Raw genomic sequence first — 16,288 nt, 5'->3', positions numbered from 1 at the left:
CTTACCCGCCGCAGATCTTACATTTCGGCGGCTGCATCGCCGTCGTCATCGCTCTCCGGTCCGCCGTTCTCCAGGAACTTGTCGGCGATCAGGCCGGCATTCTGCCGCAGAGCCATCTCGATCTCGCGCAGGAGATCGGGATTGTCACGCAAGAAAAGTTTCGCGTTCTCCCGACCCTGGCCGAGGCGCTGGCTATTGTAGGAAAACCAGGCGCCGGATTTTTCGACGATGCCCGCCTTGACGCCGAGATCGATGAGTTCACCGGTCTTGGAAACGCCCTCGCCATACATGATGTCGAATTCCACCTGCTTGAAGGGCGGCGCCATCTTGTTCTTGACGACCTTGACACGGGTCTGGTTGCCGACGACCTCTTCGCGCTCCTTGACCGAGCCGATGCGACGAATATCGAGGCGAACCGACGCATAGAACTTCAACGCGTTGCCGCCCGTCGTCGTTTCCGGCGAACCGAACATGACGCCGATCTTCATGCGGATCTGGTTGATGAAGATCACCATGCAGTTGGACTTGGAGATCGACGCGGTGAGCTTGCGCAGTGCCTGGCTCATCAGGCGGGCTTGCATGCCCGGCAAACTGTCGCCCATTTCGCCTTCGATTTCTGCGCGCGGCACGAGAGCTGCAACCGAATCGACAACGAGGACGTCGATCGCGCCGGAACGGACCAGCGTGTCGGTGATTTCCAGCGCCTGTTCGCCGGTGTCCGGCTGCGAGATCAAGAGGTTTTCGAGATCGACGCCCAGCTTACGCGCATAGACCGGATCGAGCGCATGTTCGGCGTCAACGAAGCCGCAAATGCCACCCTTCTTCTGCGCCTCGGCGATGGTCTGCAGCGCCAGCGTCGTCTTGCCCGAGCTTTCCGGGCCGTAGATTTCAATGATGCGCCCCTTCGGCAGACCGCCGATGCCGAGCGCGATATCGAGGCCAAGCGAGCCGGTCGAAACAGTTTCGATCTCGATTACGCTGTCCTTCGAACCGAGCTTCATGATCGATCCCTTGCCGAACGACCGTTCGATCTGGGAGAGAGCCGCTTCAAGTGCCTTGCTTTTATCCACCGATTTGTCCTCTACGAGCCGCAAAGAGTTTTGTGCCATTTGGTCCCACCTTTAGGTTATTGAAGCTACCGAGGCAATGAAGCCGCCGTAGGAGCTTTTGTACATGTTTTGTTCTGCTTTGGCAATAGAGTGGCAACCAATTGAATGATAATGGTTATTCTCGTTGCGTTCGATTCTTGTTCACGGCCATTGTACCACATTTCCGCGAAGCCATGCCGCAGCTCGGCCGGGCTTGGCGGCACCGGCGCGATTCGCCCGTGTCGCGTCTGCGAACTTGAATTGAAGCAGCCCAAAGAGGAGCTTTTATGAAGAAACGGGAAATCGCCGTGTTCGGCGGCGCCCACATCGACCGTCGCGGCCGCATCAGCGGCGTGACCGCTCCCGGCGCGAGCAATCCCGGTTCGTGGTTCGAGGAGGCGGGAGGCGGCGGTTTCAATGCGGCGAGAAACCTTGCCCGCCTCGGTCACAGCGTACGAATGATCAGCCCGCGTGGCGGTGACGCTGCAGGCGAGATGGTCGCGGCGGCAGCGGCCACAGCCGGCGTGATCGATTGCCCCTTCACCTTTCTCGACCGGAAAACGCCGAGCTACACTGCGATTCTCGAAGACGACGGCAACCTTGTCATCGCGCTTGCCGATATGGAGCTCTACCAGTTGTTTTCGCCGCGCCGGCTGCAGCAGCGCGCGATACGCGAAATAGTGGCGGCGAGCGATCTGGTGCTGATGGATGCGAACCTGCCCGAGGAGACACTCACGGCTCTGATCAACGTTGCGTCGAGGGACGACCGAATTGTAGCCGGCATCGCCGTGTCACCGGCAAAGGTTACGCGCTTCAGGAAATGCGTCAACGGGCTCAGCTTCCTGTTCATGAACGAGGCGGAAGCGCGTGCCCTGACCGGGAGGGATGTCGAAGGGGCCGCAAAGTGGCCGTCACTATTGCGGGAGGCCGGTCTTGTGGGGGGCGTCGTAACGCGCGGCGGCAGCGCCGCTGTCGCCTTCGATCGCAGCGGGGCTTGCCTCGTCGTCCCTCCCGCCCTGCCCGCGCTTGCGGATGTCACAGGCGCCGGTGATGCATTGGCCTCGGGATTTCTCACGGCGCGGCTTTCAGGCCTAGATCTTGCCGGATGCCTGCGCCACGGGATTGCTGCAGCGGGGATAACGCTTCGCTCGCCTTTTGCCGTTTCACAAGAACTCTCTCCGATCAACCTCGAACAGGCGTTGGCCCTTGTGCCGCCGCCGCAAATGCTGTCATGAGAACTGATGTCGAACGCCGGGCGGAAAGAAAGTGCGCGCAACTCTCCGCCCGCACTCGCTCCGGACTCTTTTAGAAACGATCTCGGTGATCTTTGGTTGATTTCAGCCCAGCATGATCGCGATTTAAGGATAGATTGATGACCAAACCCTCCTCCCCGTCCCTGCCGATGGCATATTCCGATGAAGTCGCGGCTGCCAGGGCGCGTGGCGCGCCGATCGTCGCGCTGGAATCGACGATCATCACCCATGGCATGCCCTACCCCGGCAATCTCAATATGGCCCGGAGCGTCGAGGCGATCATTCGTGAACAGGGCGCCGTGCCTGCAACGATTGCGGTCATTCACGGCGTCCTTCACATTGGACTCGACGACGCGAAGCTGGAGGCACTTTCGAAGACGGAAGGCGCGATGAAGCTCTCGCGCGCCGATCTTGCATTCGCGATTGCCGAACGCCGCACGGGCGCTACGACCGTGGCGGCCACGATGATCGCTGCGGCGCGCGCCGGCATCAGCGTCTTTGCCACTGGCGGGATCGGTGGCGTTCACCGCGGCGCGGAAGAGAGTTTCGACATTTCCGCCGATCTTGACGAGCTCGCCCGCACCGGCGTCATCGTTGTCTGCGCGGGCGCCAAGGCCATTCTCGACATTCCGAAGACGCTGGAGGTGCTGGAGACTCGCGGCGTTCCGGTCGTTACCTATGACAGCGAGACGTTCCCGGCCTTCTGGTCGCGCGATTCCGGCATCAAGAGTCCGCTGATGCTGAACAGCCCCGCCGCGATCGCCAATTTCCAGAAGATGCGCGACCTGCTCGGCATCGACGGCGGCATGCTCGTTGCCAATCCGGTTCCCGAAGAGAGCGAAATTCCACGCGAGGAGATGGAAATCTACATCACCCGTGCGCTCGACAATGCCGCGAGCGACGAGATCGTCGGCAAGGCCGTCACGCCCTATTTGCTCGACAACCTTTTCCACATGACCGACGGCCGCAGCCTTGAAACCAATATCGCGCTCGTGGAAAACAATGCCCGTCTCGCCGCCGAAATCGCCGTTGCACTGACGGCGAAGTAGCGATGCAACTTTGCTGGATTATTTCGTTGGAACATTGAAATGATCTAATCCCGGAACTGCTTGAAGAAGGCCCGGTACTGCACCGGGCCTTTTTCATGCGCCGGACACCAGCGCCCGATCAGGAATCCAGCATCTCGCGAACGGCCACAGCCAGTTGTTTCAGCGAGAATGGCTTCGGTAGGAAACCGAATTTCGCGTCGGCCGGGAGGTTGCGCGCAAAAGCGTCTTCCGCGTAGCCCGACACGAAGATGAACTTCAAATCCGGGTATTTCTTGCGCAGTTCGCGCAACAGCGTCGGTCCGTCCATCTCCGGCATCACCACGTCCGATACGACGATGTCGACCGCTCCGTTAAGTTCATCCATGATGTCGAGCGCTTCAACGCCCGATCCGGCCTCGTGAACGGTATAACCGCGCGTTTCGAGCATGCGCTTGCCGCCGCGGCGCACCGCTTCCTCGTCCTCGACCAGCAGCACGACGGCGGAATCGCCGGTGAGGTCCGCAGGCTCCGATTCCGCCTTGGGCGCGGGCGCCACTACCAGGTTGTTGGCTGCCGGCATCGGCACCTCGGTTCCTGACGACACTCCAGGTGCGGCTTCCTCGCGGACTTCCTCGACATGGCGCGGCAGCAGAATGCGGAACGTGGTGCCTTTCCCGACTTCCGACTCCGGATAGATATAGCCGCCCGACTGCTTGACGATGCCGTAGACCATCGAAAGGCCGAGGCCGGTGCCCTTGCCGACTTCCTTGGTCGTGAAGAAGGGCTCGAAGATCTTGTCCATGATCTCCTGCGGAATGCCGGTGCCCTGGTCGGCAACCTCGACCATCACGAAGTCGTCCTCCGGCAGTTCCCGGCGTCCGAGTGCCGCCACCTCGCTTGCCGGCAGATTTCTCGTCCTGAGCGTGATCGTTCCGCCTTCTGGCATGGCGTCGCGTGCGTTGACAGCGAGATTGAGCAGCACCTGCTCGAATTGGCCGAGATCGGTCCTCACGGGCCAGAGGTCCCGGCCGTAGTCAACCTCGACCTTGACATTGGTGCCGGTCATCCGGTCGACCAGCATGCGCAGATCGCCGATGACGTCCGTGAGGTTGAGCACGGTCGGGCGCATCGTCTGCTTGCGCGAGAAGGCAAGCAGTTGCCGCACGAGCACGGCGGCGCGATTGGCGTTGCGCTTGATTTCCATCAGGTCGGCGAAGGTGGCATCGGCGGGCCGCGCCGAGAGCAGCAGGTGGTCGGAGGAAAGCAGGATCGCGGTCAGCACGTTGTTGAAATCGTGGGCGATACCGCCTGCGAGCGTCCCGACGGCGTTCATCTTCTGCGTCTGCGCCATCTGGGTCTCGAGCGCCTTCTGCTCGGTGATCTCCAGCGCGTAGATGATTGCCGCCTCCTCGGGCGCCTGATCGCTCTGGTCGATCACGGCGTTGACGTAGAAGCGGAAATGCCGCGCCTCGTCGCTTGGATGCAAGGCGTCGATCGGCGCGATGTCGCTCTGCCGGTCCTTCGCCGCCGCAAGCGCTTCCTGTAGGCGGCCCTTTTCCGATTCATGCACGACCGTATCGATCAGCGCGCCGCGCTCGACGTCGTCCTGTGAAACGAGACCTGCAAACAGCTTCAGGAACGGCGCGTTGGTCCTCAGGATCCGCCCGTCGCCGTCGACGGAGGCGATCGCCATCGGCGTGTTGTTGAAGAAACGCGTGAAGCGCATGGCGGCGTTCGAGGCCGACTGATCGCCATCATCGCCTTCACGCGACATGACAATCGTCCGGCTTTCGCCAGGCGCGCCGTCACGGGTCGACGAGACGCGGTGGATCAGGCGTACCGGCAGGCTCTGGCCATTGGCCTTGCGCAGATCGAGGTCGAGCACCTTCGTCTTCTTGAGGCCCGGCTCGGCCTGAACCGACTGGACGAGCGCAAGCCCTTCGCCGGCAACCACATCGGCAATGCTGACCGATCCCGGTTGAAACTTCGTGAGATCGATGCCGAGCCAATCGGCCAGGGTGGCGTTGATATAGAAGATCTCGCCCTTGCGTCCGGCCGAAAAGAAGCCTGCCGGGGCGTGATCGAGATAGTCGATCGCGTTCTGCAGTTCTTTGAAAAAACGCTCCTGGTCGTCGCGTTCGGCGGTGATGTCGGCGATCTGCCAGAGATAGAGCGGGTTTTTTTCGCTGTCCTCCAGCGGCAGCACGCGCGCCTTCAGGCGGAACCAGTGGGCACCGGACGCGATCGAGGCGCCGTTTGCGAGCGGCTTCAGCAGCCGGAATTCCTCGTGGCCCTTCTTGCCTTCGTGGAGACCGTTGGTGAGCCGATAGATCGCTTCGGTCGCTTCGCGGTTCCTGGAGAGAATGGCCTCGAGCGACTGGATGCCGGCAGCGCTCTTGGCCCCGGTCAGCGCGCCATAGGCGGCATTGGCATAGATGATCCGCCCCCTGCGATCGGTGACGACCGTGCCGTCTTCGTGGGCATCGAGAAAGGCACGCGCGAGCTCGTCGGGACGCGTCTGCGGCATGACTTCGATGAAACCGATCACCGACGAGACCAGGAAGAATATGCCGACCATCGCCAGCACCCCGAGGATTCCGAGAACGATCTCGTTCTCGAGCTGGCTCTTGAAGACGACGAAGGCGGCCGCCGACGCAGTGAGCACGATCGCCAGCAGGATAATCCGCAAGACCGTGCCCGGCCGGACGCCGCGGTCAACAACCGGCATCTGGTAGTCACCTGACTGCCGCAATTTCGTCATCGGGTCCTCACCTGCCGCCGCGGCCGCGCGCGACCACCTCTGCACATCATAGACAGCGCCGTGCTCCGTGTTCAGGCGTGCAAGGCTCGCTGCAGTCCTCTGCGTTGCTGCATAATTTATCCTTAAATCGATCCCGGCTTAAGGAATCATGCAGTAGCCGGCGTCCGACCAACGTTTCGCGAAATCCGCAAGTGCCTTTCCCGCGTTCGGATCATCGAACTGGAATCATCTTTAACAATCAGAGATAACAGCAAAAAGCGTCTCTGCGGAAGCATCCCGGTCAATTCACAGGGAATGTCGGGCGCAAGCTTGTGCCGGCCCGAAAAAAGCCGTCAAATATTGACATGCGGGGGAGGCAGAAGGAGTTCAGCCTATGATCGAAAACCTTGTCGGGGACAACGGCAGCCGATTCATCATCGCCGCCGCGGCCGTTGCCGTCGGACTTTTGTGCCTTGTAGCCGTCCTTTGGATCATGCGCCACAGACCCTCCTCCCCCTTTGTGCGCGGCGGCAAGAACAGACAGCCGAGACTCGCCGTCCTCGACGCCGCTGCGGTCGACGCGCGCCGTCGGCTGGTGCTTGTTCGCCGCGATGATGTCGAACATCTCATCATGATCGGCGGCCCGACTGACATCGTCGTCGAAAGTCGAATTGCGCCGGACGGTGCCCTGCCGGCACAGACCGGCGCCGCCGTCGCCGTGGAGCAAAAAGTCGCCGAGGCGCCGAAGGCTGCGCCGCGGCCTGAGTCGAAACCCGCGCCGGCGCAGGTTCCGGCTCCGGCGGAATCGACAGCAGCCGTCGAGGAGCGGCCTGCGGTGCGCGCCGAAGAGCGGGAGCAGGCAGCCGCTCCCCGCGTGGACCCGGCACCGCCGATCCGCCTTGCCGCGGAACAACGACCCACGACAGTGGCGCAACCACTCCAGCAACCGCCAGCCAGGGTTTCGCCCCCGGTATCCCCGATCCCCACGGTTTCCGCCATAGAACGTGCGGAAGATATTTTCGACGTCGCTCGGGAGCGAGTGCTGCCAGTGGCGCCGCGGCGCGAGCAGGCGCCGATGCAACAGCCCTTAACGCAAGCGGCCTCACAAGCGGCCTCCGTGCCGGCGGCACAGATTCAGCCGATGCCGGTTCAACCGGCTGCGTCGGACAGGGTTTCGGATTTCGAGCGGATTCTCGATGCGGAGATCAGCGGCGATCTCCAGCGGCTGGCGCCCGCCGTTGGGCCTCAGGCAGAGAGCCGGCCAGTTGCGGGCGGTCGTCATGAACCCTTGCTCGGCGGTACTCCGGACAATATCCGCAAGGAACCGACGATCGAAGAGGAAATGACCCGCATGCTCGCCGACATTTCCGCCGGGCGTAAGCCCTGAGCACGGCCGGAACCGCGTGAGGCGATTCCATTCGCGGCGAACGATCACCTACAGCGACCTCTACACCTCCGATTGGACGCACAGCGCTGTCGATTGTCGGAAAGTTTGTTGTGCCCCAGGTCATCCTATAAAGAGCAATCCCGTAAAGAAAAACGGCGCGGTTGGCCGCGCCGTTTTTTCAGACCAGGAAGAACCTGTCTCCGTTATTCGTCCCGATAGACTTTCTCGCGACGTTCGTGACGCTCCTGCGCCTCGATCGAGAGGGTTGCAATCGGCCGGGCGTCGAGCCGCTTTAAACCGATCGGCTCGCCCGTTTCCTCGCAGTAACCGTAGGTGCCTTCGTCAAGCCGCTGCAGCGCAGCATCTATCTTGGCGATCAGTTTCCGTTGCCGGTCCCGGGCGCGCAATTCGATGGCCCGGTCTGTTTCGGAAGAAGCTCGGTCCGCGAGGTCCGGATGGTTGGCGCTCTCCTCTGCCAAGTGGTCCAGTGTCTCGCGGGCTTCGCGAAGGATATCATTTTTCCAGGCATTCAACTTTGCACGAAAATATGCCCGGTGGTTGGCATTCATGAATTCCTCGTCCTCGGAGAGGACAAAGGTACTAAGATCGATCTTCTCACTCAACGCGATTCTCCTGAAGAACATCTCATTGCGGCGGTGTATAGACCCATGGAAGCTCTGATTCAAGCCTTGTGCCAGACACTCAACCGCATTTTACTAATGCTTGCATTTCAGGCTAACTGGCGAATATTTCATCAAAATTACACACAGAGTCTTGATCGCCGAATAAGCTCGGCCGTCCTACCTGCAAACTGCCTTCCGATGTCTGCAAGATATCGGATTGCGACATCTGGTGTGCCTTGGGCGTCAATTCAATAGCCGTGGGTTCCGCGGAAAACGTAAGCCGACGGCTTGATCTTTGCTGCGGCAGCGGGACAAGGTACCGATCCCGCCGGACCCGCGACTGGATCCGGCCTCCAGCGCCGCGCGTCCGAGACGTGCAAATGGGCGCTGTAGGACCTTGAATTGCTGTATGTCCCTTACGCTTAAATCGGCTACGGTTAAGGGAACAGGCAGTAGACAGATGCCTCCAACCCTTGGCGACTTGATCGCCCGGACAATACATGCAAGACAGCGTCTCCCCGCCATTTCGGCTTTTTCTTCTCCGCCACGCCCGTTCGGGCTGGGCGCTGCCAGGTCAGCGCGATTTCGATCGCGCGCTTGACGATACCGGCTATGCCGAGGCGGAACTAGTCGCCCAGCGCGCTGCCGACAATGGCATGCGGCCCGACCTGATCCTGTGCTCGACCGCGGTGCGGTGTCGCCAGACCGCCGAACCGCTTTACCGAGCGCTCGGCGAGGACATCGATCTTCGCTACATCGATGCGCTTTATACGGGATCCATGAACGTCTACGCCGAGCTTCTCGAAGCAAACTCAGGGCTAGCCTCGCTGATGCTCATTGGTCACAATCCGATGATCGAGGAGTTGTTTCGCCGACTGCTCGGCAATGAGGCTGCGGACAGGGTTCTCGTGGACGGCTATCCCCCGGCCGCGTTGGCAGTCATCGACTTTTCGGCACCCCCGAGCGCCGGCGCCAGATGGTTGGCGCGACTTTCGACGCTGTTGCTGCCCATGGCGGAGGAGCCGGGAAAACCGTGATGAAATCGTGCCGTGACCTGAAAATCCGGCTATGTCGTTGCAGTGGCGGAAAGATTTCCTATATCGCAACGGCCAAGCATGTGCGCGGCGTCTTTAGTGGCTGCAGGTGAGCGGAAGATTCTCATGTCGACGGTTTCAGTCCCGAGGAACGGACAGACTTGGCGCCTATTTTGAGCAGCTTCAAAGATGATGCCCTGATTGTGCTGGACAATCTTGCCGATCGCGCATCCAGGCTCGTCAATCCCGCAGTCCGGCTCGGAGTCACGGGCCTGTCGCGCGCCGGCAAGACCGTTTTCATTTCCTCGCTGGTGCACAATTTGCTGAACGGTGGCCGCCTGCCGGTGTTCGAACCCATCCGATCCGGGCGCGTCTCCAAGGTCCGGCTGCAGCCGCAGCCTGACGATGCGGTGCCGCGCTTCCAATACGAAGATCATATCGCCGCTCTCGTCAGAGATCGCGTCTGGCCGGATTCGACGAGGGCGATTTCGCAGCTGCGCATCACGCTCGACTATGAAAGCGCCAGCGGCTGGAACCGGATGTTTTCGCCCGGGCGGCTCTCGATAGACATCGTCGACTATCCGGGGGAATGGCTGCTTGATCTGCCCCTGCTTGGGCAGGATTTCCGTGAGTTCAGCGAGAGCACGGTGCGCCGGGCGCGCGCCGGTACGCGCGCAACTCTTTCGCGCGAATGGCTGGCGCTTGCTTCGGTGAGCGGTGCGACTGTGGCAGCCGACGAGGGCAGCGCTCGGCGGATTGCCGAAAGCTTCACCGCCTATCTTCAAGCCTGCAAGGCCGACGACCGATCCCTCTCGACTCTGCCGCCGGGGCGCTTCCTGATGCCCGGAGACCTCGAGGGGTCGCCGGCGCTGACCTTCTCGCCCCTTCCGGATCTGCCTCAAGGCCGGGCGCCGAAAGGGTCTCTCTGGGCGATGATGGAACGCCGGTACGAGGCGTACAAGACCCACGTCGTAAGCCCTTTCTTCCGCGAACACTTCGCCCGTCTCGACCGCCAGATCGTGCTCGTCGACGCCCTGCAGGCGATCAATCGCGGGCAGGAAGCGCTGAGTGATCTGGAACAGGCGCTCGCCGACGTGCTCGCCTGCTTCCGGCCCGGCACCAATTCCTGGCTCTCGTCCCTGTTCACTCGCCGCATCGATCGGGTCCTGATCGCCGCGACTAAGGCCGACCACTTGCACCACGAGAGCCACGACCGGCTCGAGCGCATCACTGCCCGGCTCGTCAGCCGCGCGGCTGAACGCATAGGTATGAGCGGCGCAGGTCTTGAAGTGATGGCGCTTGCATCCGTCCGCGCGACGCGCGAGGCGACGGTGAGCCACGACGGCCACACGCTCCCGGTGATCGTCGGCACCCCGATCGCCGGCGAGAGGATAAATGGCGACGTATTCGACGGTGAAAGAAAGACAGCGATATTTCCCGGTGACTTACCGGAAGATCCTGAAGTCCTTTTTGAGCCAATGAATGGGCATAGGGTTTCGAAATCCACGGAGGCGGAGTGTGCGATTCCTGAGCTGAACTTCGTGCGCTTCCGCCCGCCGCCTCTGGAAGAGACGCGCGGCGGATTGAAACTTTCGGTACCGCATATCCGGCTCGATCGTGCGATGCAGTTTCTGCTCGGAGACCGCCTGGCATGAGTGACGATTTCAAGAACCGTGGGCGCAAGCCGGCCGCCTTCAACGTCGAGCCGGACGAGCAGACCGGACGCGCGGAGCGGCAACAACGACGTGCGCCGGCAAGCTTCAGCGACCAGGTCGTCATGACGCCTGATGCAGAAGATCCATTCATCGAGACGACTGCGGCGATCGAGGCGCTCAACCTGCCGGAAGCAAGCCCGCGTCGCCGTCGGCTGTCCTTCGGCAAGGTGGCGGTGGGCGCGCTGGGAATACTGCTTTCGCTTGCCTTGGGATTGTGGGTCGATCGCCTGGTTCGCGACCTCTTTTCCCGGGCCGATTGGCTTGGCTACGGGGCGATCGCCGTCGTCGCGATCGGCGCCCTCGCCTTCCTGGTCGTCATTGTGCGCGAACTTTTCGGCATGATGCAGCTGACGGCGATACAGCAATTGAAAAAGGATGTCGGTGAAGCTGTGGCCAGCAGCAAGACCGCGCGCGCAGCAACCGCGCGGCTCGTACATTTGCTGGCCGCCAATCCGCGCACGGCAAAAGGCCGGGCGCGTCTTGCGGAAACCGAGGGCGAGATCATCGACGGCCCTCATCTTATCGAATTGACCGAGCGGGAATTGCTGACGCCGCTTGACCGCGAAGCGCGCCGGATCATTCTGGCTGCCTCGAAACGCGTGTCGATCGTGACAGCCGTAAGTCCGCGCGCGCTCGTCGATCTCGGCTATGTTCTCTACGAATCGGCGCGGATGATCCGTGCGATGGCGGAACTCTACGGTGGTCGCCCGGGCACGCTCGGCATGCTGCGGCTCATGCGCGACGTCATCGCCCATCTTGCCGTCACGGGCTCGATCGCCGCCGGCGACAGCCTCATCCAACAGGTTCTCGGCCACGGCCTCGCATCCAAACTCTCCGCGCGTCTTGGCGAAGGCGTTATCAACGGACTGATGACCGCGCGTATCGGGATAGCGGCGATGGACCTGTGCCGGCCCATGCCGTTCCGCGCGCTCAAGCGACCTGGGATCGGGGACTTTCTCTCCGATCTGGCGCCCGGTGCATCTCGTTCGCAAGATCGACCCGAGAGCTGATCCTGTCGCCGCTAGATGCCCGCATACCAGTCATAGCCGAGGTCCTCCCAGAAACCGCCTTTCCCCTGGCCGTACGGTGCGAGGTCGGAGGCGAGCTCGATCGAGCGAATGTATTTCGCCATCTTGTATCCGAGCTGACGCTCTATCCGCACCCGCAAGGGGGCGCCGTTCGCAATCGGGAGCCGCTCTCCGTTCAAGCCATATGCCAGGATCGTCTGTGGGTGACGGGCGTCGAGCATGTCGATCGACTCGTAGTAGGCGACCTCCCCGGAGAGGCCGAGATCCATGGTGTCGAAGCATCGAAACACGACGTAGCGAGCTTCCGGCTTTGCTCCCGCTTCATCCAGAACGGCGGCGAGCGGAACGCCCGTCCACTTCGCGATGCAGCTCCAACCTTCTACACAATCATGCCTAGTGACTTGCGTGCGTGAGGGCATGTTGCGCAATTCATCGAGCGACAGGCTGAGAGGCCGGTCGACCAGTCCGCCGACGCTCAAACGGTAGCCGGCGAAAGCGCCATCCCGGAGAGCGATGTAAGTGGCATCCGTCGGATCAGTCGAGCCGTTCGGCCTTTGGCCCTGCCGGATTTCACTTGCCGAATATTCCTTTGCCAGACTGTCGGCGCCGATAAGGAAGCGCTGGACGCGGTAGGTCAGGCTATTCGCCTTGGCCATTATACCACGTGCCGTAGCTTCGCTGGACAGCATCTCGTCCAACGCATCGCATCCAACAAGGGGCAACGTCGAGGCTGCGACACCCGCTACGGTCAAAAGCCGCCTACGGTTGATGATGATCCGGCTCATCGTTCGGTTCCCCCTTCGCCTGCCTCCCGATCGATCCGGTACCGCCCGGTGACCATGGAGCGCATCTCGTTGATCGGTCCGGCGGCAAAGACCATGAAGATGTGGATCGCAAAGAAGCCGACGAGCAGCAGCATGACAGCGAAATGGATGGTGCGCGCCGTCTGGCGGCCGCCGAATATCTCCGTGAGCAAGGGCACGGCGGCGTTCATTCCCGGTGACATCGTCAGGCCCGTCAGGATCATCAGCGGGAAAAGCACCAGAAGAACAATCGCATAGGAGATTTTCTGAAGACCGTTGTAAGAACGGCCATGATGAAAACGAAACCGCAGATGCTCGACGAAGCTGCTCGGCAAGCCACGAATATCCGAGAAAGTCGGCAGGATATCGCACCGCAGATGGCCGTTGATCAGGCTCGCAGCAAACCATGAGGCAAACGCGGCCGCGAACAGCCAGGCGAAGAAGAAATGCACGATCCTGCCCGTCGCAAGATCATGATAGGAGGGCACAGTCAGCCAGGCGGGAAACGCCTGATACGTGCGGCCGTCCTCCGGCCCGCTGACACCGAGCAGGCCTGTGGTATCGATAGGTCGACCGAGCAACGTCGTCAGACCTTCGGCATTACCGTCGGCTCCCCGGACCGCGCGGATCGACAACACGCTGTTATCGAATGCGAAACCCGATTGCTCGCCGATATAAAGTGATGGGTGGGCATTAAAGATCTGCAATCCGCTGAGGAGCAGGAAGAACAGCGCGACCGCCCAGGTCCAGTGCGTGATCCGCGTCATGAGGCCATGCCGACGAATCGTCGTCCGCTGCAGGTTGGTGTCATGCTTCTGCTTATCTATCGCCGTCGCCATGTCAGAGACCTCCCGCGATAATACAGTGACGTAACAGGCGGCGACAGAGTTTCAAAAACACGTCTGCCCTCATCGACGCAATTCCCGGTGAGGCCGGCGTGAGCCGCGCGAACGGCGCTTTTCATGCGGCGATATCCGGGCGGATCGGCACGTATATGAGCGACAAAGAAACTGTCCGTTAACCATTTCAGCGCAAATGTGGTTGCCAGTTTCGGACGTTGACCCATCAAGGATCGATTATGTACTCGCGCCCTTCTTTGATCGTTCGCGGCGTTGCCGCTTTTGCGCTTGCTGCCACTGTCGGTCTTGCGACGCCGGCGTCGTCCGGTGCCCGCGACAAAGCTTTTTTCGAGAAAGTGGCCGGCCAGTGGAAAGGTCCCGGCGAGATCGTCGCCGGCAAATACAAAGGCACGAAATTTACCTGCGACCTTACCGGCGAACCGACGTCAGGTGCAGATGCCGGGATCAAGCTGGAAGGCTTCTGCCGGGTCGGTGTCTTCAAGCAGCCGATGTCCGCCATGATCACGCAGAAGGGTAGCAGCTATACGGGCAAGTTCCTCGACGGTGCCGACGGCAAGGGGCTCGACGTGGTCTCGGGCAATGTTGCCAAGGACAAGGTCGTTGTCGGAATCAACCGCAAGCAGCTCAATGGCGCGATGATCGCCCGGCTGCAGGACGCGGAGACCATGAACATCACGATCTCCGTCAAGGTCGAGGAGACAATGATTCCGGTCATCGGCGTCAACCTCAACCGGCAAATGGACAATATCGCCGTCGGCTCGATCAAGTAGCGACGGAAGGCTGTGTGGGCAGCCCGGTCTTGGCACCGGGCGCTTCTGCAAGAGCGTTCAGCTAAGTCTGCGCCACCATTCGGCATCGCTATCCGCGACTTCAATTCCGGTGACATCGGCATCGTTCAGCCACTCGCGGACGGTACGCCCTTCTATTGAAAGGTCGGCCGCGAAGTCGGCAAGCGGCATCAGCACGAAACCGCGCTCCGTCATGCGCGGGTGCGGCAGTTCCAGTTTTTCGCTCGCTGAGTTCACTCCGGCGAAGGTCAGCACGTCGATATCGATCGTGCGGGGCCCCCAGCGTTCCTTGCGAATCCGCTTCATCGCCCGCTCGATATCAAGGCAGGTGTCGAGCAGCGCTTCGGGATCGAGCGCCGTCTCCACCTCGGCGCAGGCGTTGAAGAACCAGGCCTGATCGGTTTTGCCCCAGGGCGGTGTTCGGTAGAGACGCGACACGGCGGTAATTCTGCAATCCGATCTTTTGTCGAGTGCGCGCAAAGCCTCCGCCATCGTCCGCGGCGGATCACCGAGGTTGCCGCCGAGACCGAGGGTCGCGCGCCGCCAGGTCTTATTCTGCGACATGCTCGACCGTGACTTCCACATAGTCCAGCACGCCGGGGACAGGCGCGTTCGGCTTTCGGATAGACACCTTCGCGCGTCGGATTTGCCGGAAGCGTGCACAAAGGGTCTTCGCAACCTCGAGCGCCAGCGATTCAATCAGGTAGCGCCGGCGACCGGTGATGATTCTCTCGATTTCCGCAAAGGCGATGCCGTAGTGCACGGTGTCGTCGATGCAATCCTCCGCGAGCGCCGTGCCCTGCTCTACCTCGAGCTCGGCATCAACGAAGAAGCGCTGCCCGAGAAACTCCTCCTCGTCGAGCACGCCGTGCCGGGCGAAGAAAGCGCAATTCTTCAAGGTGATGATGTAGGTCGCAGTCATGGCTTCGTATCCCGTCGGCTGTTCTTTGCGGCCAGCATAGCATCTGCCATCACCAGCGCATCCCTGTTGAATGCGACATCATGCACGCGAAAAATCGCAGCGCCGGCAGCCCTGAGCAGCGCAGTCGTCGCCGCCGTTCCGATGTCACGCGCCGGTGCGTCTCGTCCGGTGACCGCGCCGATGAAGCGCTTGCGCGACGTTCCGACCAAGATCGGCAAGCCGAAACGATGGAGCTCGCCGAAGCGTGCCATCAGTTCGAGATTTTCATCGGTATCCTTGGCGAAACCGAAACCCGGATCGAGTACGATCCTATCGCGCGTGATGCCGGCCCGGGCCGCGATCTCAAGCGATCGATCGAGAAAATGAAACTGGTCGTCGACAACATCGTCGAGCTTCTTCCGGTCGCGGCCTGTGTGCATGATGCAGAGCCCTGCGCCGGTTGCCGCCGCGACATCCGCGATCGCCGGTTCGCGCTGCAAGCCGTGCACATCATTGACGATGTGTGCGCCCGCTTCCACGGCAAGCCGCGCCGTTTCGGCGCGGTAAGTGTCGACGGAAATAATCGCGTCGGTTTCTCGAGCGAGCCCCGCGATCACCGGAAGGATGCGCGCCTGCTCCTCCGCCGCAGTCACGGGCACGGCATCCGGGCGGGTGGATTCGCCACCGATATCGACGATTTCAGCACCCTGCTCCACCGCACGCAGCCCCGCGTTAACGGCGGCAGCGGCGTCGATGAGACGCCCTCCGTCGGAGAATGAATCCGGCGTGACATTGATGATCGCCATCAAAACGCCACGCGGTCCTAGTTCGAGATTGCGCCTGTGCGCCAATTTCCAGCGAGACACCTGAAATGGAGTGATCGTCATGTTCCCGTTATCCCGCGATGCCGATTAGTCTGTCATATTGCTGGCCTCACCAAGCATAGATCAGCCTGTTCAATATCAAAGAGTTGTGACGCTTTCTTCAAGCTACTCCGAGAGTTCCGCGCGGCATCCCCAGTCGATTTGTGTTGCGCTCGC

At 61.4% G+C, this 16,288-nt stretch carries 15 protein-coding genes; 7 read left to right on the top strand and 8 right to left on the bottom strand.

The genetic code is table 11. The annotated features are described in order from the left end of the window. Positions 1-17: 17 nt before the first annotated feature. Positions 18-1,109 carry a recombinase RecA gene (gene recA, locus GHK62_RS20280; RefSeq protein ID WP_136505560.1) on the bottom strand — a complete coding sequence of 364 codons (1,092 nt, stop codon included), beginning with the start codon at positions 1,107-1,109 and terminating at the stop codon, positions 18-20. A 266-nt stretch (positions 1,110-1,375) separates the two neighbouring features. Between recA and GHK62_RS20275 the strand changes: the two genes are divergently transcribed. Both GHK62_RS20275 and GHK62_RS20270 read left to right on the top strand, forming a co-directional pair. Further along, positions 1,376-2,323, top strand: a complete 948-nt coding sequence (locus GHK62_RS20275; RefSeq protein ID WP_153440911.1) for a carbohydrate kinase family protein — start codon at positions 1,376-1,378, stop codon at positions 2,321-2,323. A gap of 137 nt (positions 2,324-2,460) precedes the next feature. Beyond that, positions 2,461-3,390 (top strand): pseudouridine-5'-phosphate glycosidase, encoded by a 930-nt coding sequence (locus tag GHK62_RS20270; protein ID WP_153440910.1) that lies wholly within the window; start codon positions 2,461-2,463, stop codon positions 3,388-3,390. Between the two features lie 118 nt (positions 3,391-3,508). Here GHK62_RS20270 and cckA read toward each other — a convergent pair whose 3' ends face one another. After that, positions 3,509-6,130 carry a cell cycle histidine kinase CckA gene (cckA, locus tag GHK62_RS20265; protein ID WP_153440909.1) on the bottom strand — a complete coding sequence of 874 codons (2,622 nt, stop codon included), beginning with the start codon at positions 6,128-6,130 and terminating at the stop codon, positions 3,509-3,511. A gap of 373 nt (positions 6,131-6,503) precedes the next feature. Here cckA and GHK62_RS20260 point away from each other — a divergent pair, with 373 nt between their 5' ends. Beyond that, a complete protein-coding gene (locus GHK62_RS20260) occupies positions 6,504-7,496 on the top strand; it encodes a flagellar biosynthetic protein FliO (RefSeq protein ID WP_153440908.1) in 993 nt (330 codons plus the stop codon). A 203-nt stretch (positions 7,497-7,699) separates the two neighbouring features. Here the strand turns inward: GHK62_RS20260 and dksA are convergent, their stop codons facing one another. Next, the gene (gene dksA, locus GHK62_RS20255) at positions 7,700-8,119 is read right to left on the bottom strand and encodes an RNA polymerase-binding protein DksA (protein WP_136505565.1); all 420 of its coding nucleotides are present in this window, start codon (positions 8,117-8,119) and stop codon (positions 7,700-7,702) included. Between the two features lie 500 nt (positions 8,120-8,619). On the opposite strand from dksA, the gene GHK62_RS20250 reads away from it, so the two are divergent. From GHK62_RS20250 to GHK62_RS20240, 3 genes are all read left to right on the top strand, one after another. Further along, positions 8,620-9,156 carry a SixA phosphatase family protein gene (locus GHK62_RS20250; RefSeq protein ID WP_153440907.1) on the top strand — a complete coding sequence of 179 codons (537 nt, stop codon included), beginning with the start codon at positions 8,620-8,622 and terminating at the stop codon, positions 9,154-9,156. Between the two features lie 158 nt (positions 9,157-9,314). Next, complete coding sequence (locus tag GHK62_RS20245) at positions 9,315-10,808, top strand: YcjX family GTP-binding protein (protein WP_153440906.1); 1,494 nt, start codon at positions 9,315-9,317, stop codon at positions 10,806-10,808. Next, entirely contained in the window at positions 10,805-11,878 is a 1,074-nt protein-coding gene (locus GHK62_RS20240; RefSeq protein WP_153440905.1) for a YcjF family protein, read from the top strand. The genes GHK62_RS20245 and GHK62_RS20240 overlap by 4 nt, the downstream gene beginning before the upstream one ends. A gap of 11 nt (positions 11,879-11,889) precedes the next feature. Here GHK62_RS20240 and GHK62_RS20235 read toward each other — a convergent pair whose 3' ends face one another. Together GHK62_RS20235 and GHK62_RS20230 are read right to left on the bottom strand one after the other, a co-directional pair. Beyond that, positions 11,890-12,681 carry a molybdopterin-binding protein gene (locus GHK62_RS20235; protein WP_153440904.1) on the bottom strand — a complete coding sequence of 264 codons (792 nt, stop codon included), beginning with the start codon at positions 12,679-12,681 and terminating at the stop codon, positions 11,890-11,892. Beyond that, complete coding sequence (locus GHK62_RS20230) at positions 12,678-13,538, bottom strand: cytochrome b/b6 domain-containing protein (RefSeq protein ID WP_153440903.1); 861 nt, start codon at positions 13,536-13,538, stop codon at positions 12,678-12,680. The genes GHK62_RS20235 and GHK62_RS20230 overlap by 4 nt, the downstream gene beginning before the upstream one ends. Before the next feature lie 239 nt (positions 13,539-13,777). Here GHK62_RS20230 and GHK62_RS20225 point away from each other — a divergent pair, with 239 nt between their 5' ends. Next, on the top strand, positions 13,778-14,329 hold the full coding sequence (locus GHK62_RS20225) for a hypothetical protein (protein WP_153440902.1): 552 nt from the start codon (positions 13,778-13,780) through the stop codon (positions 14,327-14,329). A gap of 57 nt (positions 14,330-14,386) precedes the next feature. On the opposite strand, the gene folK is transcribed toward GHK62_RS20225, so the two are convergent. The 3 genes from folK to folP are packed head-to-tail and all read right to left on the bottom strand — an operon-like array spanning position 14,387 to position 16,135. Further along, positions 14,387-14,911: a 2-amino-4-hydroxy-6-hydroxymethyldihydropteridine diphosphokinase gene (gene folK, locus GHK62_RS20220; RefSeq protein WP_153440901.1), complete on the bottom strand. Its 525-nt coding sequence runs from the start codon at positions 14,909-14,911 to the stop codon at positions 14,387-14,389. Further along, positions 14,898-15,269: a dihydroneopterin aldolase gene (folB, locus tag GHK62_RS20215; protein ID WP_153440900.1), complete on the bottom strand. Its 372-nt coding sequence runs from the start codon at positions 15,267-15,269 to the stop codon at positions 14,898-14,900. Before folB ends, folK begins: the two co-directional genes overlap by 14 nt. After that, positions 15,266-16,135, bottom strand: a complete 870-nt coding sequence (folP, locus tag GHK62_RS20210; RefSeq protein WP_153440899.1) for a dihydropteroate synthase — start codon at positions 16,133-16,135, stop codon at positions 15,266-15,268. The genes folB and folP overlap by 4 nt, the downstream gene beginning before the upstream one ends. Positions 16,136-16,288: the final 153 nt, after the last annotated feature.

Source organism: Sinorhizobium terangae (assembly GCF_009601505.1).
Classification (GTDB): Bacteria; Pseudomonadota; Alphaproteobacteria; order Rhizobiales; family Rhizobiaceae; genus Sinorhizobium; species Sinorhizobium terangae.
The sequence above is the reverse complement of the archived record's forward strand: the minus strand, read 5'-3'. Positions and strand labels throughout refer to the sequence as shown.